The organism is Streptomyces olivoverticillatus (assembly GCF_014203555.1).
Lineage (GTDB): Bacteria > Actinomycetota > Actinomycetes > Streptomycetales > Streptomycetaceae > Streptomyces > Streptomyces olivoverticillatus.
The window spans coordinates 12,904-35,661 of the sequence record NZ_JACHJH010000012.1; the positions used below are offsets into that span (position 1 = coordinate 12,904).

12 protein-coding genes and 2 pseudogenes are annotated in these 22,758 nt (G+C 73.2%); 8 read left to right on the plus strand and 6 right to left on the minus strand.

Annotated elements, in window-relative coordinates; genetic code table 11:
• Positions 1-134 precede the first annotated feature (134 nt).
• Positions 135-5,018, plus strand: a complete 4,884-nt coding sequence (locus tag FHS39_RS24930; protein ID WP_184351750.1) for a S1 family serine peptidase — start codon at positions 135-137, stop codon at positions 5,016-5,018.
• 52 nt (positions 5,019-5,070) lie between these two features.
• Complete coding sequence (locus FHS39_RS24935; protein ID WP_184351751.1) at positions 5,071-6,036, plus strand: bifunctional riboflavin kinase/FAD synthetase; 966 nt, start codon at positions 5,071-5,073, stop codon at positions 6,034-6,036.
• On the opposite strand, the pseudogene FHS39_RS25920 reads toward FHS39_RS24935, so the two are convergent.
• The 4 genes and pseudogenes from FHS39_RS25920 to eccE form a co-directional block, all read right to left on the minus strand.
• Positions 5,972-8,024 (minus strand): annotated as a pseudogene (locus tag FHS39_RS25920) (MinD/ParA family ATP-binding protein); the annotation flags it as partial. The gene FHS39_RS24935 and the pseudogene FHS39_RS25920 overlap by 65 nt on opposite strands.
• Before the next feature lie 1,026 nt (positions 8,025-9,050).
• Positions 9,051-9,347 (minus strand): annotated as a pseudogene (locus tag FHS39_RS25925) (SCO5717 family growth-regulating ATPase); the annotation flags it as partial.
• Between the two features lie 149 nt (positions 9,348-9,496).
• Complete coding sequence (locus tag FHS39_RS24945; RefSeq protein WP_184351753.1) at positions 9,497-10,222, minus strand: hypothetical protein; 726 nt, start codon at positions 10,220-10,222, stop codon at positions 9,497-9,499.
• Positions 10,222-11,478: a type VII secretion protein EccE gene (gene eccE, locus FHS39_RS24950; protein WP_184351754.1), complete on the minus strand. Its 1,257-nt coding sequence runs from the start codon at positions 11,476-11,478 to the stop codon at positions 10,222-10,224. The genes FHS39_RS24945 and eccE overlap by 1 nt, the downstream gene beginning before the upstream one ends.
• A 212-nt stretch (positions 11,479-11,690) precedes the next feature.
• Here eccE and eccB point away from each other — a divergent pair, with 212 nt between their 5' ends.
• The 4 genes from eccB to FHS39_RS24970 all read left to right on the plus strand — a co-directional run bounded on the left by eccB (position 11,691) and on the right by FHS39_RS24970 (position 15,683).
• Positions 11,691-13,280, plus strand: a complete 1,590-nt coding sequence (eccB, locus tag FHS39_RS24955; RefSeq protein ID WP_184351755.1) for a type VII secretion protein EccB — start codon at positions 11,691-11,693, stop codon at positions 13,278-13,280.
• Between the two features lie 174 nt (positions 13,281-13,454).
• Positions 13,455-14,837 carry a type VII secretion-associated serine protease mycosin gene (mycP, locus tag FHS39_RS24960; protein ID WP_184351769.1) on the plus strand — a complete coding sequence of 461 codons (1,383 nt, stop codon included), beginning with the start codon at positions 13,455-13,457 and terminating at the stop codon, positions 14,835-14,837.
• Positions 14,838-14,974: 137 nt separating this feature from the next.
• Positions 14,975-15,313, plus strand: coding sequence for a WXG100 family type VII secretion target (locus tag FHS39_RS24965; protein WP_184351756.1), 339 nt, complete (start codon positions 14,975-14,977; stop codon positions 15,311-15,313).
• Positions 15,314-15,398: 85 nt separating this feature from the next.
• Positions 15,399-15,683 carry a WXG100 family type VII secretion target gene (locus FHS39_RS24970; RefSeq protein WP_184351757.1) on the plus strand — a complete coding sequence of 95 codons (285 nt, stop codon included), beginning with the start codon at positions 15,399-15,401 and terminating at the stop codon, positions 15,681-15,683.
• 73 nt (positions 15,684-15,756) lie between these two features.
• On the opposite strand, the gene FHS39_RS24975 is transcribed toward FHS39_RS24970, so the two are convergent.
• Both FHS39_RS24975 and eccCa read right to left on the minus strand, forming a co-directional pair.
• On the minus strand, positions 15,757-15,987 hold the full coding sequence (locus FHS39_RS24975; RefSeq protein ID WP_184351758.1) for a DUF397 domain-containing protein: 231 nt from the start codon (positions 15,985-15,987) through the stop codon (positions 15,757-15,759).
• Between the two features lie 445 nt (positions 15,988-16,432).
• Complete coding sequence (gene eccCa, locus FHS39_RS24980) at positions 16,433-20,392, minus strand: type VII secretion protein EccCa (RefSeq protein ID WP_184351759.1); 3,960 nt, start codon at positions 20,390-20,392, stop codon at positions 16,433-16,435.
• A gap of 159 nt (positions 20,393-20,551) precedes the next feature.
• Between eccCa and eccD the strand changes: the two genes are divergently transcribed.
• Positions 20,552-22,012 (plus strand): type VII secretion integral membrane protein EccD, encoded by a 1,461-nt coding sequence (eccD, locus tag FHS39_RS24985; RefSeq protein WP_343069736.1) that lies wholly within the window; start codon positions 20,552-20,554, stop codon positions 22,010-22,012.
• Positions 22,013-22,203: 191 nt separating this feature from the next.
• Positions 22,204-22,491: a 30S ribosomal protein S15 gene (gene rpsO, locus FHS39_RS24990; protein ID WP_045934183.1), complete on the plus strand. Its 288-nt coding sequence runs from the start codon at positions 22,204-22,206 to the stop codon at positions 22,489-22,491.
• Positions 22,492-22,758 lie beyond the last annotated feature (267 nt).

Sequence of the window (22,758 nt, forward strand, 5' to 3'; positions counted from 1 at the left end):
TGTTTCACCCCAACGGGCAGGCGCTCGGAGTGAACCAGGGGGGTGGAAGGGGGCGCGTTCAGGATGTGATCTGGTCCTGCCGATCAACCCCTGCCTACCGTCGTGTGTACGAAGACGGCGGGGAGGTTCGACGGATGAACGGTCGGCGGACCGACGCTGACGAGTCGCTGGTGCGCATCCGTGACCTCGCCGGTCGCGCGCGGGGCACGGGCTTCCTCGTCGACGACCGCGGCACTCTGGTCACGAGCCATGAGGCGGTCGACGGGCTTGCGAGGCTCGTCCTGCACGCTTCCGGCGAGCTCACCTGCGTCGTCGGTGCTGACGACGTGATTGTGCTGCCCGAATGCGACCTGGCACTGGTGCGCACCGAAGGGCTTGTCGTGCCGCCGCTGCCGGTGGCGGCGGCGCCGAGCGTGGCGGCGGGCAAGGAGGTCCGGCTGCGCGCGGGCCGCTGGCAGAGCGCCCGCGTCGTCGGCGACGTGCCCGTCACCTATACGGCCACCGACCGCTTCCACTTGCTGGGCACGGCGCTGGAGCTGTCGCTCTCCGGGCGCGAGGGCCTCCGGCTGGGCGAGGAGGCCACGGGCGGGCCGGTCTTCGACGCCCGTACGGGGGCGGTGGTGGCCGTCCTCGGTACCGCGCTCCAGGCCGAGCGGCGGGCCGCCGGATTCGCCATCCCCCTGCGGGCCGCCGCGGCGGCCGCCCCGGGCGGCCCGCTGGCCGCCCTCCTCGACCGCAACTCCGCCACCGTCCCCGCCTTCGGCCCCGACCTCAATCTGGCCGGTGCCCTCCAGCTCACCGCCACCGCTCTGGGGTCGGTCGTCACGCCGCGGGTATGGCGCGAGCCTGTCGAGCGTCCCGAAACCGAGAGGGAGTTCTCGGGCTTCCTGGACGGCGAGGGCATCGCGGTCCTGGGCGGCGGTCTGCGGGGCGCGGGCGGCCGGGAGGGGCTCTCCGGCCGGAAGCCCGCGGGCTTCGTCCTCGGCCTGGTCGGCGACCCGGGTACGGGTCGTACGACCGAGCTGGGCGCGTTGACCGGGCGGAGGGCGCGCGGCGCCGAGCCCGCGCCCACGCTGTGGCTGCGCGGCGCAGATCTGGAAATGGGCGACGAGAGCGTGCGGGATGCGGTGGCGCGCGCCCTGAAGGCCGCGGGCCGCATCGTCGCCGCCTCGGCCGGGGCCGGCGGCACGGTGGGCGACCCCATGGACGCCACCCCGGAGGCCGTCGCGGAGCTCGCGGCCCGGGTGGGCCGCCCCCTGCTCGTCCTCCTCGACGGCCCCGAGGAGATGCCGCCCGTCCTGGCCCACGCGCTGCCCGCCTGGACCGCGGCGACCGCCAAGTGGCTCGAGGAGAGCGGCAGCCGCATGATCGTGGCCTGCCGCCCGGAGCACTGGGAGTGGGCGGGCGCGCTCTTCCCGCGCGAGGCTCTGCACGCTCCGGCGGGCCCCGGGCACCTCTCGCCCGCCGCCGCGGCCCTCGTGTCCGCTGTCTCCGGCCCCAGCACGCTGCCGCCCTGCGCCAGGCTCACCGGCCTGAACCCCGGCCAGGCCGCCGAGGCCCGCGCCGCCCACGGCATCCCCGACGAGGCCATCGACCCGGCGGACGCCGGGCACCCCCTCGCCCTCCGGCTGCTCGCGGAGGTCAGGGCCGCGCTGCCGGACGGCACGGTGGGCGGCAGCGGCGAGGAGGAGGCGGCGCCGGACCGGTGGGGGGTCTTCGCCGCCTACCTGGACCTGGTCTGCCTGCGGATCGCCGTGCGGCTGGCCGCCTCGCGCCGGCCGCCGCTGCGCGGTGCGGCGGTGCGGCGGCTCGCGGCCCGGGTGGCCGGGCAGGTCCACGAGGCGGCGCGGCGCTGCCTGGGGCCGGGCCAGGGCGAGCTGGAGCGCGAGGCCTTCGAGGAGCTGTTCCCCTGGCGCACGGGGTGGGCCTCCGCCGTCCTGACCGAAGGCCTCCTCGTGCCGGCCGGCACGGGCTACCGCTTTGCGCACGAGGAGTTCGCCGATTGGCTGCAGGGCACGCACCTCGACCTGGATGCGGCTCTGCACGCCCTGGTGCACCGCTGGTACGAGCCGGAGGGCCCGCCCGCGGAGGCGGCCGTGCGGCTGCCGTCCCGTGCGGGCGGCGGGCCCGCGCCCGCACCGGAGGGCCATGTGCCGCCGCCGCCCGGCTCCGGCAGCGCCGCCCGTGCCACGGCGGCCCGCCGTCGCAAGCGCGGCGGTGCGGCCGCCCAGGAGCCGCCCCGGCCGCTGCCCGTGCCGCGTCACCGCATCGGCCCGGTGCTCCAGGCCCTCCTCCTGCTCGCCCGCCGCTCGGGTCCCACCGAGCTCTCACGTCGCCTGAGTGCCCTGGTCCACGCTGTGGAGACGCTGGCGCAGCGACCGCCGGAGCGCGATGAGACCACGGGCTCGGGCAGCCCCGGTGGCCGCTGTGTCAGCGACCCCTCCTGGTGGGCCGCCCACCTGCTCGGCGAAGCCCTGCTGCGGGTGCCCGACGCCACGCCTTATATGGGCGTCCTCCGCCTCCTCGCGGAGCGCGTCACGGCCCGCTCCGTGGCGGCGGGCGGCTTCGACGGCGATGCTTCCCGCGCGCTGGGCGGCCTGGCCGAATTCGGCCCGTGGTTCTGGCTGCGGCTCCCGCTGGGCCTGTCCGAGCGCCTGGAACTCCTTCGCATCCTGATCCCAGCGGACGGCCCGCCGCCGGGCGCCTCGCAGGCGCCGCCGCCGGCGCTGGAGGCGGCCGGTTCTCCTGTGGCGGGCGACGCGGCTGGGGCTGCCGAGGACCAAGGGGCCGCGGATGCGCGTGGGGCCGTGGCTGGAGGGGCTGGGGCCGGTGGGACGGAGGCCGCGGGCCGGTCGGCGGATGGTGAGTCCGGGGCTGGGGCCGAGGCCGACAACGGTCGCCAAGTTGCTCGTGAGGGGCAGTCGGCGACCGGTGGTCCCGTTGGTGCGGCCGGGCGGAAGAAGCGTGGCGCGGGGAGGCGGTCGGCGACCGGCGGTCAGGCCGGTGCGGCCGGGCAGAAGGGGCGCGGTGCGAAGCCCGCTGCGGGCTGGTCGGCGGCCGACTGGTTCGGGACCGTCAGCGGCACTGGAGTGGGCCGTAACTCTGAGGAGGAAGCCGCCGCGAGCGCGGCCGGTGCGGCGGGCCATGGGGATTCGGCCACCTCCGACGCGGCGGGCGGCCCGGGGGAGCGGACCTGGCACGAGCACGCCCCGGAGCGGGAGCCGCACCAGGCCGACGGCCGGGCCCGGCCCAGGGCCGTGGGTGCCGAGCCGGAGATCTCCGCGCAAGCGGCCAGTCGGGATCAAGCGCTCGACCTGGGCGGATTGCCGGACCGCGAGCCGTCGGCAGACACCGATGAGCCGATCGCACACATCCCCGCTCAGGCGCGCACCGGATCACCGGCCGCCGGGGCGGCCCCCGACGCCGACGCGACCGACGCCGCCGGGCAGGACGGCGACCCGGCCGCTGCGGCGGCCCCCCAGGGCCCGGCCGAGGCCGCAGGCGACCCCGACGCGGGTCCGTCGCACGCCGACGCCCCCGTGCAGTCGCCCCACGCCTCGGATCCCAAAGCCCCGGTCGCCGCCCAGACCGACGCCCCCGCCGGCCTTGCCGCCACCCCCGATCACAGCCCGGCGCAGCCGTCCGGTGCTCCGGTCGCGGGTCAGGCTCATGCCGCTGTCCCGCCGCAAGGCGCCCAGGCACCCATCACGCCGCGGTTCCTCACCGCCGTGGCCGGGCTGCTGATGGAGTACCCGTGCGCCGCGCAGCCTCTGCTCTGCCGCTGGTTCTCCGATGAACGGCTCCTGCAGACCGTGCCCGACGTCCGGCGGGTGCGGCCCACCGTCGCCGCCGCCGCGCAGGCGCTGCTGCACACCCACCGGCGCCGCGCCATCGACGACCTCGCCGAGGCCCTCGTGGACGCCGCACACCCGCGGGCGGACGAGCTCCTGGCCGCCCTCGCCGAGGACGAGCCCTCCGCGCTCTGCCGCGCGGTCGACCGCTGGGCGCACGACGACCGGGTCGAGCGTCACGTGGCCGCCGCCGCGTACGGGCTCAAGACCGCCCCCCACGTCACCACCACCGCCGATCGCGACCTGCTGCGCTTCGCCGCGCTCGCCCTCCTCGAACGGTCCGCCGCGAGCGCCCTGCACGGCACCGCGCTCTCCCTGCTCGTACGCGACCCGGCGACCCGTGACGAGCATCTCGTACAGGCTCTCGCCCGCTTCGCCTCCGGCGACCCCCACCTGCCGCCGGGCGTCCTCGCCCCCGCGCTGGCCACCCACCCCGAGCCCGTGCTCGCCGCCTTCCGGGCCCGGTTGTTCGAACCGGGGGACGGGCCCGCCGAGGTGCTGCGCACCCTCGCCGGGGTGTCCGTTCCGGCCCTCGCCCGCCGCGCCGCCGCCCTCGTGCACGAGCACGTCGAGCACCACCCCGAGGGTGCGGCGAACGCCGCCGAGTTCGTCGACCGGCGCTTGGAGGAAGGGCCCACCGCCCGCGCCGTCCTCTTCCCGCTCGTGGTGGACCTGCTGCGCACCCGTCCGCCCCGGGTCCGGCGCGCGCTCGCGCCCGTGCTCGCGGCCCCCGGCACCCCCGCCTCGCGCCCCCTGCGCCAGGAGCTGCTGGAGGTGCTGATGGAGCGCGAGGAGTACGGGCCGCACGAGCGGGACGTCACCGTTCTCGACGCGCTGCTGCGCGCGGTGGCCGAGGGCGCTGCCGAGCGCTCGGAGGCCCGTACCCGCGACCTCGTCCACCGCACCGGCCTGCTGATGGCCCGTACCCCGGAAGGTGCCGCATGTTTCGACCGGCGGCTGACGCAGCTGGCCCGCGAGGTGCCCGTCTTCGGCGAGCAGGTGCGCGGCTGGCTGAGGTCGGCGCCCGCCCAGTGGGCCGTGGTCGTCGGCCCGAGCGCCCGCATCCGGCTGACCGCGGGCCGGGAGAAGACGGAGGCGAACTCGCCTGACCTGACAGTGACTGCACCGGCCGATGCGGAGCGCCGCCAACCGGCATGGCACTCTTAGTCCTGCGTCATCAGACAGACAAAGGTTCGGGTACGGGCGAGGAGCGGGCACAGTGCAGCGCTGGCGTGGCTTGGAGGACATCCCCCAGGACTGGGGGCGCAGCGTCGTCACCATCGGCTCGTACGACGGCGTGCACCGCGGGCATCAGTTGATCATCGGCCGCGCGGTGGACCGGGCGCGGGAGCTGGGCGTGCCGTCGGTCGTGGTGACCTTCGACCCGCACCCCAGCGAGGTCGTCCGGCCCGGCAGCCATCCGCCGCTGCTGGCGCCGCACCACCGGCGCGCGGAGCTGATCGCCGAGCTGGGCGTGGACGCGGTGCTGATCCTGCCGTTCACCGCCGAGTTCTCGAAGCTGTCGGCCGCCGACTTCGTGGTGAAGGTCCTGGTCGACAAGTTGCACGCGAAGCTCGTCGTCGAGGGCCCCAACTTCCGCTTCGGCCACCGTGCCGCGGGCAACGTCGCGTTCCTCGAGGAGCTCGGCGCCACGTATGACTACGCGGTCGAGGTCATCGACCTCTATGTGACGGGCGAGGCGGGCGGCGGGCTGCCGTTCTCCTCCACCCTGACCCGGCGCCTGGTCGCCGAGGGCGACGTCGCGGGAGCCATGGAGATCCTCGGCCGGCCGCACCGCGTCGAGGGCGTGGTGGTGCGGGGCGCGCAGCGCGGCCGCGAGCTGGGCTTCCCCACGGCCAACGTGGACACCCTCCCGCACACCGCGATCCCCGCGGACGGCGTCTACGCCGGGTGGCTGACCGCCGGCGGCGAGGCGATGCCCGCGGCCATCTCGGTCGGTACGAACGTGCAGTTCGACGCCACCGAGCGGACGGTCGAGGCCTATGCGATCGACCGGGTGGGCCTCGATCTCTACGGGCTGCACGCCTCCGTGGACTTCCTCGCCTACCTGCGCGGCATGGAGAAGTTCGACTCCATCGAGGCGCTGCTGCAGTGCATGGCGGACGACGTGACGCGGGCGCGCGAGCTGGTGGCGGCACACGAGGCCGCCGTGGTGGCCGGCTGACACCGGGAGCCTGACGGGGAAGGGCCCCACGCGGCGGTTGCCGTGTGGGGCCCTTCCTCATTTCCGGGTCACTGCTGCGGATAGCCGTACTCGCCCGGCTGGGGCGGCTGCGGCCAGCCGCCCTGCTGCGGGTACGGACCCTGCTGCGGATACGGGCCCGGCTGCCCGGGCTGCGGCTGGGCCTCGCCGTACGGGCCGGGGTAGTACTGGGCGGGCGGGCCCTGCTGTTCCTGGACGTAACCGGGCTCCGCCGCCGGGGTGGCCTGATACGGCGCGGGGGCGGCGTTGCCCGCCCACAGGCCCTGTTGTTGCTGGGCCCGGACGAAGTCCTCGGCCACCATGGCGGAGAGGTGGAAATACGCCTCGCGGGTCTTCGGCCGCATCATCTCCAGGTCGACCTCCGCGCCCGCCGCCAGGTGCTCGTCGAACGGCACGACGACCACGCCGCGGCACCGGGTCTCGAAGTGCGACACGATGTCCTCGACCTTGATCATCTTGCCGGTCTCGCGGACGCCCGAGATCACCGTGATGCTGCGCGAGACGAGCTCGCCGTAGCCGTGCGCGCCCAGCCAGTCGAGGGTGGTGCTCGCGCTGCTCGCGCCGTCGACGGACGGCGTGGAGACGATGATGAGCTGGTCGGCGAGGTCGAGGACGCCGCGCATCGCGCTGTAGAGCAGGCCCGTGCCCGAGTCCGTGAGGATGATCGGGTACTGCTTGCCCAGTACGTCTATCGCGCGCCGGTAATCCTCGTCGTTGAAGGTCGTGGAGACGGCCGGGTCCACGTCATTGGCGATGATCTCCAGTCCGGAGGGCGCCTGCGAGGTGTAACGGCGGATGTCCATGTAGCTGTTGAGGTGCGGGATGGCCTGGACGAGGTCGCGGATCGTGGCACCGGTCTCGCGGCGCACACGGCGGCCGAGGGTGCCCGCGTCCGGGTTGGCGTCGATGGCCAGGATCTTGTCCTGCCGCTCGCTGGCGAGCGTGGAACCGAGGGCGGTGGTCGTGGTCGTCTTGCCGACGCCGCCCTTGAGGCTGATGACGGCGATGCGGTAGCAGGAGAGTACGGGCGTACGGATCAGCTCCAGCTTGCGCTGCCGCTCGGCCTCCTCCTTCTTGCCGCCGAACTTGAACCGGTTGCTGCTCTGCTTCTTCGGCTTGGGCTTGCCCTTGAGCAGCCGCTCGGAGGAGAGCTCCACGGCGGCCGTGAACCCCAACGGCGCGCCGTGCACGGAGCGCTGGCGCTGATCGGGTGCCGCGGCGGACCAGCCGCCGGCTTGCGGGGCACCGCCTGCCGGGTCATGCGCGGTGGGAGGCAGCGCGCCGGGCACGGCGGCGGGCGGCATCGCTCCGGGGTAGCCGTACGGTGCGGGGGCGCCGGGGGCTGCTTGGGGGTACCCGTATCCGTCCTGCGTGGGCGCTGCGGGTGCGTGCGGGGCGCCCTGGGGGGCGGAACCCTCCTGCGGCGCGGGCGTGCCAGGCGCCGGGTAGCCGTATCCGCCTTGCGGGGCGGGGGCGGGGGCTCCGGGGTGGCCGTAGGCCGTCTGGGGTGCCGGAGCAGCCGGTGCGGGCGTCTGCACGACGGCGGGGGCCGCGGGGGCCGCTGCTGCGGCCGGGGCCTGGAGGCCGTAGCCGTCTTGCGGGGTGGCCGGTGCGGCCGGGGTGGCAGATGCCGCCGGGTTGCCCGCTGCGGGTGCTTCGGGGCGGGGGAATCCGTGACCGTCCTGAGGCACGGGGGTGCCGGCGGCTGCCTCGGCGGGCGCGGGAGCGGCGGGGCTGGGGTAGCCGTAGCCGGGCTGCGCGGCGGGTGCGGTGGGCGTGGGGTAGCCGTAGCCGCCCTGCGCGGCGGGCGCGTTGGCGGGCGCGGCAGGTTCGGGGTGGGCGGAGCTGTGCGCATCCTGTGCGTCGGCGGCCGCGACGGCTACGGGAAGAGCGGAACCGTAGGCGCCTGGTGCGGCAGGGGCGTTGGCGCCCGGGGCCGGTGCGGCGGGTGCGCTGATGGCCGCGCCAGCCTCGGGGTGTGCGGAGCCGTACCCGTCCGGCACACCGGCTCCCGGTCCGGGCGTTGCAGGTGTGCTCGGGACCGCGGCAGCGACTTCGGGGTACGGGGACCCGTACCCGTGCTGCGGCGCCGGTGCGTTGGCGGGGGCAACGGGGTAGCCGTAGCCCGGCTGCGCTGCGGGCGTCGGGTAGCCGTAACCGCCCTGTGCCGCGGCAGCCTCGGGGGTGGATGAACCCTGGCCCTCCTGCGGCGCGGGCGCGGTGGGCGTGGCGGGGTAGCCGTAGCTGCCCTGCGGCGTTGGTGCGTCTGCGGTCGTGGCGGCAGGGGCAGGCGCCTCGGGGCCCGGGTATCCGTAGCCACCCTCTGCTGCCGGGGGGCCGAAGGTGCCTTGCGGGGCGGGGTAGCCGTAGCCGCCCGGCGCAGGGGGCAGGCTTGCGGGCTCGTGAGCCTGCGCGTCCGGCTCCTCCTGTGCCCCGGCGCCTTGCGGCGCCCCAAGCGGCTCAGGCGCCGCCGGAACGGCAGCGCCCGCCTCAGCCGCAGGCGCACTCAGTACCGCGACCTGCTCTTCGGCACCGGACGAAGCGACGCCCGCAGCAGGCACTTCCGCCCCCGCGCTTGCTCCAGCCTCAGCCGCATCCGTCACCGGCGCACCCGAAGCAGCTTCATCCAGCCGCACCTCGCCACCCGGCGCAGCCGGAACCGCCACAGCTGGAACCACCGCCGCCGGAACCCCCGCATCCCCCGAAGGGCTGCCCGGCGCAGCCGGAGTCGCGGGCGGGAAGTCCGGCGGGAGGGGCGGCAGCGCCGGCCACGCCGTCGCCGACTGTGCTTCCGGAGCCGGAGCCGGAGCCGGAGCCGGAGCCGGAGCCGGAGCCGGAGCCGGAGCCGGAGCCGGAGCTGGAGCGGCAGGCTCAGCCGCACGCTTCGCGATCTCCTCCTCCAACGCGCCCGCGCTCAACCGCATCGTGGCCGGACTCTTCGCCTCGCCGCCCTCCGTCTGGGGAGTCTGCGTGTACCAGGCAGGCGGCGTGTAGTCGATTGTGAACTCGCCCGTGTGCTCGGGCTCGTGTTCATGCTCGAGCTCGGCGTCGGGCCGGTCCTCGCCGACTGTGTGTCCGGCCGCGCGGATCTCGTCCCGATCGCTGCTCACAATGCCTCCTGCTGATGTGGTCTGGCGCCCGTCGACCCGTTGGTCCGTCTGCCGGGGCAGACCGTTGTGTCGCCCGACCGCCCGGATCCCGCCATCTGCGCGCGTGGACCGGCGTCGGGGTCTCCAGTGCGTACGTTCATACAGACTAATCGCCGACCGCATCGCTGCGGCAGGCCCGCCCCCGCCTCACCAACCGCCCCTCGGTGAAACAAGGCTTCCCCGTCAAAGCCCCGCAACACCGCGAGATTTACGCCCGATTCACCACCTATTAGCCGCAATTTCGCAGCACAAAGCGGGCGTAAGAGGGAGCCTTACTCCATCCGTCGCGCGGCACCCAGCAGGCCGGTCTCCGGCTCGGTCGGCTGGGTGGCGACATAGCTTCGCGACGTACGCGTGCACCACAGAGTGACCCCGTCCGCGAGGCTCGGCAGCGCCTCGACGTCGGCCGCCGGGAGGTTCATGGCGCGGCCGATTTGCCGCGCCTCGTCGGGCGAGACGCGCTGGACGCCGACGAGGTCGGCATGGGCCATCAACCTCGGCGCCACAGGGCTCAGATACGGAATGAGGGTCAGGACGGACTGCCAGGGTGCGACGCCCACCCGCCCGCGCGGCGGCCGCGCCCCGCAGTCCCGTACGACGAGCACCGGGCTGTGCACCGAAGGCCCCTGCGGCGGCACCCGGCCGACGTCGTACAGCGTGATGGCCTGCTGCCCGCCGTTCGCCGACTGCGCGAGGGTCGTCCACAGTTGGCGGCGGCCCGTCTCGACCGCGACCCGCGCCCCCGTGGCCACCGCCCGCAATGCGATGACCTGCGCCGTCCACGCCCCGCCGACCAGGACGACGTCGAAGGGTGCCGGCCTGCCGAGGCTGAGCACGGCGGGCACGCCGTGCTCGTCGGAGCCGATGACCACCCCGTCGTCGCCGACGGGAAGCGCCAGCTCGTCGAAGTGCTCGTACGCCACTTCGTGCCGCCCGCGCCGGGGTCCGATCAGCCCGAAGCCGAAGCGCGGGCGGCGTGCCGGAGAGGCCGTGGTCATCAGCGTGTCCCTCCCAGGGGCAGCGTGGCGAGAACACCAGGCACCTGCTCGTGGTCCAGCCGCACCAGCGCGACCTTCACGGCCCGCGCGGCACGCTCCAACTCGCGGCGCACCGCATCCAGTTCATCCGAGCTGCGCCCGCATATCCGCACATGCCCGGTCATGGTGGGCACATGCCGCCCGTCCAGCACCGGCCCCCGGCCGAGCGTCAGGCTCAGCGTCGTCGACAGCGCGGGCAGCGACGTCAGCAGCGCGGCCAGCTCTGGCAGCGGCACCGCGCCCTCGCCCAGCCGCGGCCAGCGCCCCACCCAGTACGAGGTGTGCCACCGGTCGTCGCACCGCCAGGCCCGCGGCCCCTCCTGGGTGCGCCGGGCGACCGAGCCCGTACGCCCCGCCTGTGCCGTGGCGGCCGGATTGACGTTCCCGGCGGTCGTGAGCGCCGTCGTCAGCCCGTCCTCCGACAGGAGTGTGGCCGTGAAGCCCGCCCCCTGCAGCCGGCTCGCCAACTGGTCGGCGGCCCGCAACAGACACCGCCGCGCGCCGTCCGCACCGCCGCCGCGCGCCTCGACAGCCTCGGGACACAACTGCGGATCGAACTTCAACGCCACCCACGTCAGCCGCACGGCAGGAGACCCCGTCAGCTCCTGCAACGGCGCGTAGTTGCGAGCGGCCAGCGCCTGCGCGGACAAGTGCGGCGCCGGCGCGGGCAGCGCACTCTGCACGACCTGCACCGACTCCAGGCGTATCCCGTCCACATCCATCGCATCCCGCAACAACGCGAGCGGCAGGGCCTTCTCATCGCGTCGCGGGCGCAGCGGCGCGTCCACCGCCTCGACTTGGAGGATGGCGGTGAGGAATGTGCCGTCACCGACCATGCCCACGGAGCGGCGGTCGTGGGTGACGAAGCTCTCCGACCGCAGCGCCGCATCGCATTCCACGACCGGCGCCAGGGCGGGGGACACATCCGCCGGAACGGCCGCGGCGGCCCGGCGCACCCGGCGCCGCAGCCTGAGCGCGGTGCCCAGCCACTCCGCCAGCGGCCGCTGCCGGTACCGCCCGAGCGCGAGGACGGCCAGCACGACGGCCAAGGCGGCGGCGGGCGCTGCCAGAAGCGGGGTCACGGCGTATCCGGCCGGTATCAGCGCGGCGGCGATCTCGAGCAGCACGAGCTGATGCAGCCTCACCGGGCCCAGGAGACCCGGCCGGGACTGCCGGCGCGGGACAGTGGCAGCTGCCGATTGCGTCGCGGACGCCATACCCGCAAGCCCCCCTTATGTCCTGAAAGTCCACCGTTGCAGGTGCGTCGACCGGGCGATCACCGTACCCGAACGGCAGCGTCCGGCCCTCAACCGGCATAGTAGGGGGCCGGTCTGACAATGGGGGGCCGCGGGCAATGCCCGGCGAGCGGCGCGGCCGCCGCAGCGAGACCAGCCCGGACAGGGCCCGAGCAGGGGGAGAAGTTCGCCTCATGGCAACGCGGCGTGACGAGCTGAACGCCTACACCTTCGCCAGGAAGCGGACGATCGCCGCCTTCCTGCAGCCTTCGGCCGCAGGGACGGACGAGGCCGCGCCGCGCCCCGTACGGGCCGTGCTGCCCGGCCTGGTGGCGGGTGCGGTCGTCCTGGCCGGGTTCGGGGCCTGGGGCATCTTCAAGCCGAAGGCGCCCGCGGGCTGGTCGACGCCGGGGGCGCACGTCATCGTGGGCAGCCAGTCGACGACGCGCTACGTCGTCATGGAGACCCAGGGCGTCAGACGGCTGCACCCCGTGCTGAACTTCTCCTCCGCCAAGCTCCTGCTGGACCCGGGCAAATCGTCCGTCATCAAGGTCGAGGAGTCCGAGCTGGACAACGGCAAGCTGCAGCGCGGCGCCACGCTCGGCATCCCCTACGCCCCCGACCGGCTGCCCACGGAGGGCGACGCCGGAACGAAGAAGAGCTGGGCGGTGTGCGAGCAGCCGGGCGGCGGGGGCAAGACCGTGCAGAAGGCGGTGTTCCTGCTCGCCGCCCGCGAGGCGGACAAGGCCGGCGGCAAGGCGCAGCTGAAGGAGGGCCAGGCCCTCTACGTCGAAGGCCCGGCAGGCGACCGCTACCTCGTGGCCCCGGACGGCACCAAGCACCTCATCGGTTCGGGCGGTACGCCCAGCGCAAGCACCGACGGCTCGGACGGTGACGGCTCTGGCGGCACCACGGGTTCCTCCGCACGGGACCAGGTATTGCGGCGCTCCCTGTTCAGCGAGGGCGCGCAGGCCCAGAAGGTCACCAAGGACTGGCTGGCCACGCTGCACGACGGCACCCCGATCACCTTTCCCCAAGTGCCGGGGCGGATCGGCGACAAGGCGGGCATCGGCAGCCTGGACCCCCGCCTCGACAAGGTGGGTACGGTCATCCAGGCGGTGGCGGGCAAGGGCGTACAGCAGTACGTCGTCCTGCCCGGCAAGGTGGCCCCGGTCTCCGACCTTGTCGCCCGCCTCCTGCTGACCAGCCCGGACGCCGTATCCCTCGGGCAGAACGCGCGCGCCGCGGAGGTCGCCCCGCAGTCCTTCACCTCCTCCCAGGAGTGGTTCTACGGCAAGTACGGCTGGCCGAAGCTCGTCCCGTCGCAGGCCAACGACCCGGCGTCCGGCCGCGGCACCGTCTGCAACGTGCTGCACGACGTCGACGGCAAGGGCACAGCGGAGCTGACCACCTGGGCGGGCCCCCGCTACCCGGCACAGATCCTGGACGGCGCCACGAGCGCCTACGTCACCCCCGGAAGCGGCCTGCTCTACCGGCAGTTCAGCGGCGCCTCGCCCTCCACCGGCTCACTCTTCCTGGTGACGGACACGGGCCTGCGCTATGCCGTCCAGACCAACAATGACAGCAGCACCAAACGGTCGGCCATCGGCGACGACGGCAAGCAGAGCGACCCGCAGGAACAGGCTGGCGAGGCCAGCCAGGCGCAGATCCGGCTCGGCTACAAGGACGTCAAGCCGGTGCCGGTGCCGGCCGCCTGGTCCGAGTTCCTGCCCAAGGGCCCCAGGCTCGACGCCAACAGCGCCAGGCAGCCGCAGAGTTCCTGAAGACCAGGGGAGAGGGACGACAGGATGAGTGCGGCGAGGAACCGCAAGGGGCGGCTCGTGGCTCTGGGGGTGACGCTCGCGGTGAGCGCCGGGGCGCCGGGAACGGGCACGGCCTGCGCGACGGCGCGGCCGGAACCGGTGCTGCTGGACGGCAGCGGCGAGTGCACCTTCCCGATGAAGAAGCAGATTTCGGGCCTGCCGTGGTCCCTGCAGCGGGTGGTCTTCGATGAACTGTGGCAGGACACCAAGGGCAAGGGCGTCAGGGTCGCGGTCATCGACACCGGGGTCGACCGGGACAACCCACAGCTGACGGACGCCGTCGACCGCTCCTCCGGCTTGGACCTGCTGCCGAGGGAACGCGAGCCGGAGCCCGCCCCGGCCCCGAGCACCCCGCCCCCCAGCCCCACCCCGGCGCCCACCCCGACCCCCAGTCCCAGTCCCAGCAAGAGTCCGGACAAGGGCGGAGCGAAGTCACCGGCCCCGACGCCGGGCAAGACGCCCGGCCCCACGCCCAAGCCCACCCCCCGCAGGGCCGCAGGAGGCTCGACGCAGAGCCGGCTGCAGTCCCGCGAGGCCCCGGCCCCCGCGCCGAGCGCGACCCCGCCCCAGGCGCCGCCGCCCCAGACCCCCCAGCCCCCGGTCGCTGACGCGAGCAGCGGCGACGGGACCACTGACCTGGTCGGGCACGGCACCAAGGTCGCCGGGATCATCGCCGCGCGCCCGCGCGAGGGCACGGGCTTCGTGGGGCTGGCTCCCGAGTCGACGATCATTCCGATCCGGCAGAACGACGAGAAGGGCACTGGCACGACCACCACACTCGCCGCCGCCATCCGGCATGCCATCCGCGAACACGCCCGGGTCATCAACATCTCCCAGGACACGACCAAGGAGCTGCTCCCCGACTCGGAGCTCGAGCTGGCCGTCCGCGAGGCGCTGGACGAGGACATCGTCGTGGTCGCCTCGGCGGGCAACGACGGCCTGGAGGGCAAGGTGAAGAAGACCTACCCGGCCGCCTACTCGGGGGTGCTCGCCGTCGCCGCCTCGGACCGTAACAACGAGCGGGCGCCGTTCTCGCAGGCAGGCGATTTCGTAGGTGTCGCGGCGCCCGGCGTCGAAATGGTCTCCACCGTGCCCAAGGGCGGCCAGTGCGTCGACAGCGGCACGAGTTTCTCCGCGCCGTATGTGGCGGGAATTGCGGCCCTCATCCGCGCGAAGCATCCGAAGTGGAAGCAGAACCAGGTCGTCGCGCAGATCGAACAGACCGCGCAGCGGGCCGTGAAAGGACGCGACGACTTCATCGGCTGGGGCGTTGCCGACCCCGTGCGCGCGCTGACCGACGACGACCACCCCCGCGACGCGCCCACTCCGGACCGTCCGGTTTCGGACGGCCTGCGCGCGCCCGAACCGGCCGCCCTGACCGTGGGCGAGACGGCCCAGGAACGGACCGAGCGCCTGGCAACGTACGTCTTGGCAGCGGCAGTTGCCCTGGTGGCGGCGATCACGGGCGGGGCGGTCGTGCTGCGGGACCGGCGGCGGCGTGCGGCCCGCCGGGCGTGACCGGCGGCGCGCCGCGCATTGGTTGGAAGGCCCATGCGCCAGTGGCTAGAGTGGCATGGACAACTTCGGTCCGGTGCATATGAGAGTCGCGTCGACGGTCTCGTATGACAGCCGATTCATGGGGGGAAGGATGCAGGATGGGTGAAAAGCTTCGGCTTGAAGATGGCAGGCTCAATGGCCTTGCCAACGACCTTGGCACCATGCACGACACGCTCGAGGGCAGGATCGCCGCTCTGAACGCCGTGGTCGACTCGATCGAGGGCCACTGGAAGGGCATCGCCGCCAATGCGTACAACGGCCTGCAGCGTCAGGTCAACGACGACGTGCGCCGCCTCAAGGAGCTGCTGGCCTTCACCAAGGAAGCGATCGTGGCGAGCGACCGGGGCTTCACCCAGGAAGAGCACGAGCGCCTCAACAGCTTCAAGGGCGTGGCCGAGCCAACCGGCGGCATTCTCAACCGTTTCAACGCTTCGTAGTGCACGGCATTACGCCGAGCAGTACGTCAAGCAGTACGCCGACTCGCCGTACGCCACCCCAATTCGCGTCAGGAGAGACCGCCCCATGGAGATCACTTACTCCGGCGTAGTCGAGGCCTCACACCAGGTCCGGACGACCGCCAACACCATCAAGGACCAGCTGGACGCCCTCAACCGCCGCGTCCTCGACGTCGTCGAGACCTGGGACGGCGAGACCAAGAAGGCCTTCAACGAGCGTCACCACCACTGGCAGAAGAACGTGGACGACATGCACCAGACCCTTCTGGTCATTGCCGGAAAGCTCGCTGAGGCCACCGAGGGCTACAAGAACAACGACCTGGCCCAGGCCCGCCGCTTCCACCACCAGTGAGCCCGCTCGCGCGGACCCTCGTCGCCTCCCCTGTGAGGCGCGGCGAGGGCCCGTGCGCAGGCGCATCCCGCGACTATTCCAGGTCGAACTCGCCGTCGCGCACGCCCAGGACGAAGGCCCGCCACTCGCTCTCCGTGTAGCGCAGCACGGTGTCGGGGTCCTCGGAATTACGCATGGCCACCGCACCGCCCGGCAGGTAGGCGATTTCGACCCGTTCCTCGTTGCCGGTGCCGGGCGCGCTGAGCCACTCCGCGTCGGAGATGTCCATCGCGTACAGCTCGGCCTTTTCGTGCTCGCTGATCATCGGGCAAGGGTCCTTTCGCCACAACCACGGTGAACTCGTCCAGGCAGTATCTTGCTCAACTCGGGGACACCGTGCAGCCGAACGTCAGAAGACCGGCATCGCGGTGAGCGTCTCGTCGTACACGAGGAAGACCCGGTTGCCCGCGCCGGCCATGCGCAACTGGCTTGCCCCCAGCGACGTCGTAGGTCCAGGCGAGTCTGCCCGAATCCTTGTGCAGGGCGGAGACCCTGTGCGAGCCGGTGACGGTGGACACGACCCAGACCGTTCTGCCCCGGACCGTGAGTACCAGGGCGACGGGCAGCTTCTCCTCATCCGAACGTGGTCCCAGTCGACGGACCCATCGTGCTGGTTGCGCCGACTGACTCTGCGTGCCGTCCATGGCGTAGAGAGCGTCCCCGCCGAGAGTAAAGCGGGGTGCGGTGAGCAGTGATAGCGCCGCCGGCCGTCAGTCCGTCGGCACCCAGCCCGCCTGGACCAGCGACGCCCCCTGCTTGCGGGAGACGAACACACCGCGCCCCGGGGGCAGCCTGCGCGCCTTCACGCTGCCCAGCAGCTCGCCTTCGCCCGGGTCGCCGGAGAGCACGACGCCTTGGGCGCCCAGCTCCTTGAACCGCTGGATGAACGGCTCGTAGGAGGAGCGGCCGGCGCCCGCACTGCTGCGGGCCAGGATGACGTTGACCCCAGCGTCCCGCGCGTACGGCAGGTTGTCGACGAGCTGAGCCATCGGGTTGCCGGACGAGGTGGCCACCAGATCGTAGTCGTCGACGATGATGAAGGCCCGCGGCCCGCTCCACCAACTGCGGTTGCGCAGCTGCTGCGGGGTCACGTCCGGGCCGGGGATGCGGCTGGTGATGAGGGTGTTCATGTCGGCCAGGTATGGCTCGAGGGCGTTCTTGGTCGTCGCATAGCCGACCAGGTGCGGCTCGGGCACGCATTCCAGCAGCCCGCGCCGGTAGTCGCCGACGCAGAACAGTGCCTCTTCGGGCGTGTACCGCTCGGTGAGCTGCTTGATGAGCAGGCGCAGCAGGGCGGTCTTGCCGGATTCGCTCTCGCCGTAGACGGCGAACAGCGGATCGCTGTCGAAGTCGACGAAGACGGGGGCGAGGTTCATCTCGTCCAGACCGATGGCGACGCCGCGCCCGGGCTCGGCGTTCCCGCCGGGCAGTTCGCGGACGGACAGCAGGGCAGGCAGCATCCGTACCCGGGGCGCGTGGGGGCCGGGCCAGCCCTCGGCCGACGCCTTGACGAAGTCGGCCGTGGCCTCGGAGAGGTCCTCGCCGCCGCCCGTGGCGCCGTCGATGCGGGGCAGGCCGCCCAGGAAGTGCAGCTTCTCGGCGGTGAGGCCGCGGCCGGGCACCCCGACCGGCACGTTGACGGCGATCTTGCGGTCGAGCTCGGAGTCGAGCGGGTCGCCCAGGCGAAGCTCCAGCCGGCCGAGCAGCTGGTCCTTGAGCGCGGCCCGCATCTCCATGTAGCGGGAGACGGTGACGACCAGGTGCACGCCCAGGCCCAGGCCGCGGGTGGCGATGTCGGCGACGAAGGGTTCGAGATGCTCGTAGTCGGTCTTGAAGGACTGCCAGCCGTCGACGAGCAGGAAGACGTCGCCCCAGGGCTGGTCGGGGAGGTTTCCGGCGGCGCGCAGGCGCCGGTAGGTGGTGATGGAGTCGATGTTGTGGTCGCGGAAGTAGGCTTCGCGCTGGTTGAGGATGCCGGTGACCTCGGCGACCGTACGCCGGACCTTCTCCGGGTCCAGTCGGGAGGCGACCCCGCCCACATGCGGCAGCCCTTGGACGGCGCTCATGCCGCCGCCGCCGAAGTCCAGCCCGTAGAACTGGACCTCGTGCGGGGTGTGGGTGAGGGCGAAGGCGCCGACGAGGGTGCGCAGGAGCGTGGACTTGCCCGAGCGGGGGCCGCCCACCACGAGCATGTGGCCGGCGGCGCCGGAGAAGTCGCGGACGAGGACGTCGCGCCGCTGCTCGAAGGGCTTGTCCACCAGGCCGAGAGGGACGCTCAGTCCGCCCGGTCGCGGGGAACCCTCGGCGTGCAGGCCGCGTTCGGGCGTCACAGCGAGGGTGGGCAGCAGCTGGTCCAGGGACGGCGCTTCGTTCAGCGGCGGCAGCCACACCTGATGGGCGGCCGGTCCCTGCCCCTCGAGGCGGCGCACAATGACGTCGAGGACGGTGTCGGCGAACGCGTCGTCCTCCGCCTGCCGCGCGGCGGGCGTGAAGCCGGGGCCGGGCTCGGCGTAGCGGACGGGCACTGGTGCGGCCGTGAACAGCACGGGCCTGCGGTCACCGGTGAAGCCCCCGGAGCGCGTCGGGGCGCCGCCCGCGCCTCGGTAGTCGGCGGATACGTAGGCGGCCTTGAAGCGCGTCATCTCGTCCGTGCCGAACTTCAGGTAGCCGGAGCCGGGCACCGACGGCAGGTGGTAGGCGTCGGGCACGCCGAGCGCGGTGCGGGACTCGGCGGCGGAGAAGGTCCGCAGTCCGATGCGGTACGACAGGTACGTGTCCAGGCCGCGCAGCCGCCCCTCTTCGAGTCGCTGCGAGGCCAGCAGCAGGTGCACGCCCAGCGACCGGCCGATGCGGCCGATCTGGATGAACATGTCGATGAAGTCGGGTTTGGCGGTCAGGAGCTCGCTGAACTCGTCGATGACCAGCACGAGCGAGGCCAGCGGCTCCAGGGGCGCCCCCGCGGCGCGCGCCTTCTCGTAGTCGCCGAGGTTGGCGTAGTTGCCCGCCGCACGCAGCAGTTCCTGGCGTCGCTGTAGCTCGCCGGTGATGGAGTCGCGCATCCGGTCGACGAGCGTGAGGTCGTCCGCGAGGTTGGTGATGACCGCGGCGACGTGCGGCAGTTCCGCCATGCCCGCGAACGTCGCACCGCCCTTGAAGTCGGCGAGGACGAAGTTCAGCGTCTCCGAGGAGTGCGTGACCGCAAGCCCCAGGACCAGCGTGCGCAGCAGCTCCGACTTGCCCGAGCCCGTCGCGCCGACGCACAGCCCGTGCGGACCCATTCCGTCCTGTGCGGCCTCCTTGAGGTCCAGCATGACGGGCGTGCCGTCCTCGCCGACGCCGATGGGCACGCGCAGCCGCTCGGCCGCTGTCCGCGGCCGCCAGGCGGTGGCGACGTCCACGGCGGCGGGGTCGCCCAGGCCCAGCAAGTCGGCGAAGTCGAGGTTGGCGAGCAGCGGTTCATCGTCCCCGCCGCCCCCGCCCAGGCACAGCGGGGCCAGCTGCCGCCCCAGCGCCTCGGCGGCGGCCACGGACAGGAAGTCGGGCGTCCCGTGGTACGTGGCCGTCGCCGACTCCAGCCGCAGCGTGCCCGGCCGTACGGTGACGGACAGCCCGCCGAGGGACTCCTCCAGCTCGCCCGGCACGACCTCCAGCACGGTGACGCCCTGCAGCCCTTCGGTCGAGGCCAGCAGCGAATCGGCCCCCACGACACCGCCGTCCAGGACGACCACCACATGCGGCCGGTCCAGCAGTGGCTGTCCGTCCCTGGCGAACCGTGGGCGCCCCTCCAGGCGGTCGCGCAGCAGCTCCTCCACTTCGTGCAAGTCTTCGCCGAACAGCCGCTTGGTGCCCGCCCCGTCGGCCGTGCCGGCCGCCTGGGTGTGCGGCAGCCACTTGCACCAGTCCCACTCGGCGGCCGCGTCCTGCGCAGCGACCACCGCGATCACACAGTCGTCGGGGGAGTGCAAAGCAGCCAGTGACGCCACCAGTGCGCGCGCCGCCCCGCGCACGCAGTCACGCTCACCCGAGACGACCACGTGGTAGAAGGCACGCAGCGACACCGCCACCGGCAGTCCGTCCAGCGAACCGTGTGTGGCCAGGAACTGCTGCATGGCGTTGGCCGACAGCGGCTCCAGCTCCTCGACCGGCGCCGTGGTCGGCGCGACCAGCGGGGTCCACAACTGCTGCGGCCCCAGCCCGATCCGCACCTGCCCGAAGTCCTTGTCCGACACCCGCCGCTCCCACAGCCGACTGCCCTCCGCGGCCAGCGACCACAACTGCCCGGGATCGGGGTGCAGGTAGAACTGCGCGTCGCGCTGGGCGAGGGCGGTGCGCCGCACTGTGCGCCGGGTCTGCGCCAAGTACTTCAGGTAGTCACGGCGGCCGTCGACTGCCGCGCCCTGCGTGCCCTTGCGGTAACGGACCACTTGCGAGACCGCCATGGCGACCGTCGACAGCAGCATCAGCCCGCCCATGACCTTCATGAACGGCTGGGTGCCGGGCATGAAGAAGAACACCACCGACGAACCCATGCCGAGCATCGGCAGGAGCTGCATGGCCATGCCCTCCTGCTGCCCGCGCGGCAGCTCCGGAGGCGCTTCGAGCCGCACTTCGTCCGCCGGGAGCTCGGGCGGCACCACCCGAGGCGGACGTTTCACGATGACCTGGCTCACCGGCGTATCAATCCCTCGGTACAGGCTGGACGGCTGAGGATCGGCGATGATCCTACGTGTCCGACTAGGTGCATGACACAGCGTTGGCTGCCGGTAGGGTGGCGGCCCGTCCGGTCCGTGCGACCACGGGCCACGACAGGGAACGAGGGGGAACATCAGGTGAGTTCGGCTGCTACCACCGGTTATTGCCGGGTGACGGTCGTCGCCCCGGACAGCCGGATCGACGTCGCTCTTCCGGATGACGTCGCCCTCGCCGACCTCTTCCCGGAAATCCTCCGGCTGACCGGCCAGGCCACCCCCGAAGGCGCCCCGCCCGGCTATCACCTCGTTGCCCGCGACGGCACCGCGCTGGACTCCGGCCGCTCACTGGCCGCCCAGCGCGTCCTGGACGGCTCGGTGCTGCGGCTCCGCCCCTTCGCCGAATCCCTCCCCCCCGCCGTCTACGACGACGTCTCCGACGCCATCGCCTCCGCCGTCACCCGCGACCGCACCCTGTGGGACGAGCGCCTGCTGCGCGCCTGCGGGCTCGCCGGTGGGTCGCTGCTGCTGGCTCTGCTGGGCTTCGTCCTGTGGTTCGCCGACCCGGTGCGGCACGACATGCACGGCCTGCCCGGCATCGTCGCCGCCGCCGTCGGCCTGCTGCTGGCCGCCTACGCAGGCGTACGCGCACGGGTCTACGACGACAGCCCCTCCGCCGTCGCGCTGGGCCTGGCCGCCCTGCCCCACCTCATGATCGCAGGCTCCGGCGTCCTGGCCCCGGGTCCCGGTGAGGGCGCCGGGCGGCTGCAGTTCCTGCTCGGGTGCGTCGCGGTCCTGGTCGTCTCCGTCGCCCTCGTGGCTGCCGTGCCCTCCGGCGACGCACCTTTCGTGGCCGTCGTCACCGCCGCGGCCGTCGGCACCCTGGCCACCTTCGGGGCGGTCCTCACCGAGGCGAGCCCGGCCCGTGCCGCCGCCGTCTGCGCGGTCACCGCCATCGGCGCCGTCGCCTTCCTGCCGGGCCTCTCCGCCCGCGTCGCCCGGCTCCCCATCGGCTATGCGACCCCCCGCTCCGCGGCCGGCGCCGCGGAGCCGGACGCCGCGGCCGCGGACCTGGTGGACGCGGACCGCATAGCGGCCAAGGCCCGGCGCGGCCACGAGCTGCTGCTCGGGCTCGTCGGCGGCTGCGCGGCCGTCGTGACCGGCTCCGCGGCGGTCCTCGGCTTCTCCGGCAACGCCTGGGCCGAGCTCCTCGCCGCCACCTGCGGCGTTGCCACCCTGCTGCGCGCCCGCCTCTTCAGCCACACCGCCCAGGTCGCCTCACTCGTCGGCGCGGGCCTGGTCACCCTCGCCCTGCTCGTCCTCGGCCTGTCCCTCAACCCGCCCGGCGACGCCCTACGCGCCCTGCTCAGCGAGCACGACCACGGCCCGCTCGACGTCCGCACCATCTGGCTGGCCGCCGCCGTCACCATCGGCGCGGCCGTCATCCTCGCCGTCGCCCTGATCGTCCCGAAGAAGGGCCTGTCGCCCTTCTGGGGCCGCGTCTCCGACATGGCCGAGAGCGCCTTCCTGCTCTGCCTGGTCCCGCTCTGCCTGGCCGTCCTCGACGTCTACTCCGCGGCACGGAGCATGACCAGCGGGTGAGGACCGCAGGCGGGGGCGGGCCCCGAGGCTGGTACTGTGTCCAGTGGCCGTTTGTGTACGCGCCTCCGGAGTGCCCGCCAGGGCGTCTGGGGACAGCGCCCAGCGGACCCCGCCTCCCGAGTTACGGAAGCTCCTCTGAGACAGAGACCAGGGGCACTCGGTGGCCAAAAGACATCCAGAAGGAGTACCGCGTGTCGCTCGACGCCGCTACGAAGAAGCAGATCATGGCCGAGTTCGCCACCAAGGAGGGCGACACCGGCTCCCCCGAGGTCCAGGTTGCGATGCTCACCCGCCGCATCTCCGACCTGACCGAGCACCTCAAGCAGCACAAGCACGACCACCACTCGCGTCGTGGCCTGCTGCTGCTGGTCGGCCAGCGTCGCCGCCTGCTGCAGTACCTGGCCAAGAAGGACATCACGCGCTTCCGCGCCCTGGTCGAGCGCCTCGGCATCCGCCGCGGTGCTGCCGGCGCCAAGTAAGACGCCGTGAAGGGAGCGGTTCCCACCTCTGGGGGCCGCTCCCTTCGTGTATGCCGCTCCCTTCACACATCTCGTGGGACGCAGAAGCTTTGTAGTCTGGTCCCACAACGGCATACCGCACGACACACCTGACGAGGAGGGACGCCCGGCTCTCCGCCGGTCCTCGGTAGTGGCCCCCGGAACAGGGAATTCCGGGTGCTTCGATCGAAGACCGGCCCGCACGGAGCCCAGCCGCGCCCTCCACCACCGTCCCCGCCACACGGGCGG

Bases quoted from the DNA above. Each gene is read 5' to 3' on its own strand.
- FHS39_RS24930 (WP_184351750.1), top strand. From the start codon at position 135: ATGAACGGTCGGCGGACCGACGCTGACGAGTCGCTGGTGCGCATCCGT.
- FHS39_RS24945 (WP_184351753.1), bottom strand. From the start codon at position 10,222: ATGACCACGGCCTCTCCGGCACGCCGCCCGCGCTTCGGCTTCGGGCTG.
- eccE (WP_184351754.1), bottom strand. From the start codon at position 11,478: ATGGCGTCCGCGACGCAATCGGCAGCTGCCACTGTCCCGCGCCGGCAG.
- eccB (WP_184351755.1), top strand. From the start codon at position 11,691: ATGGCAACGCGGCGTGACGAGCTGAACGCCTACACCTTCGCCAGGAAG.
- mycP (WP_184351769.1), top strand. From the start codon at position 13,455: ATGAAGAAGCAGATTTCGGGCCTGCCGTGGTCCCTGCAGCGGGTGGTC.
- FHS39_RS24965 (WP_184351756.1), top strand. From the start codon at position 14,975: ATGGGTGAAAAGCTTCGGCTTGAAGATGGCAGGCTCAATGGCCTTGCC.
- FHS39_RS24970 (WP_184351757.1), top strand. From the start codon at position 15,399: ATGGAGATCACTTACTCCGGCGTAGTCGAGGCCTCACACCAGGTCCGG.
- FHS39_RS24975 (WP_184351758.1), bottom strand. From the start codon at position 15,987: ATGATCAGCGAGCACGAAAAGGCCGAGCTGTACGCGATGGACATCTCC.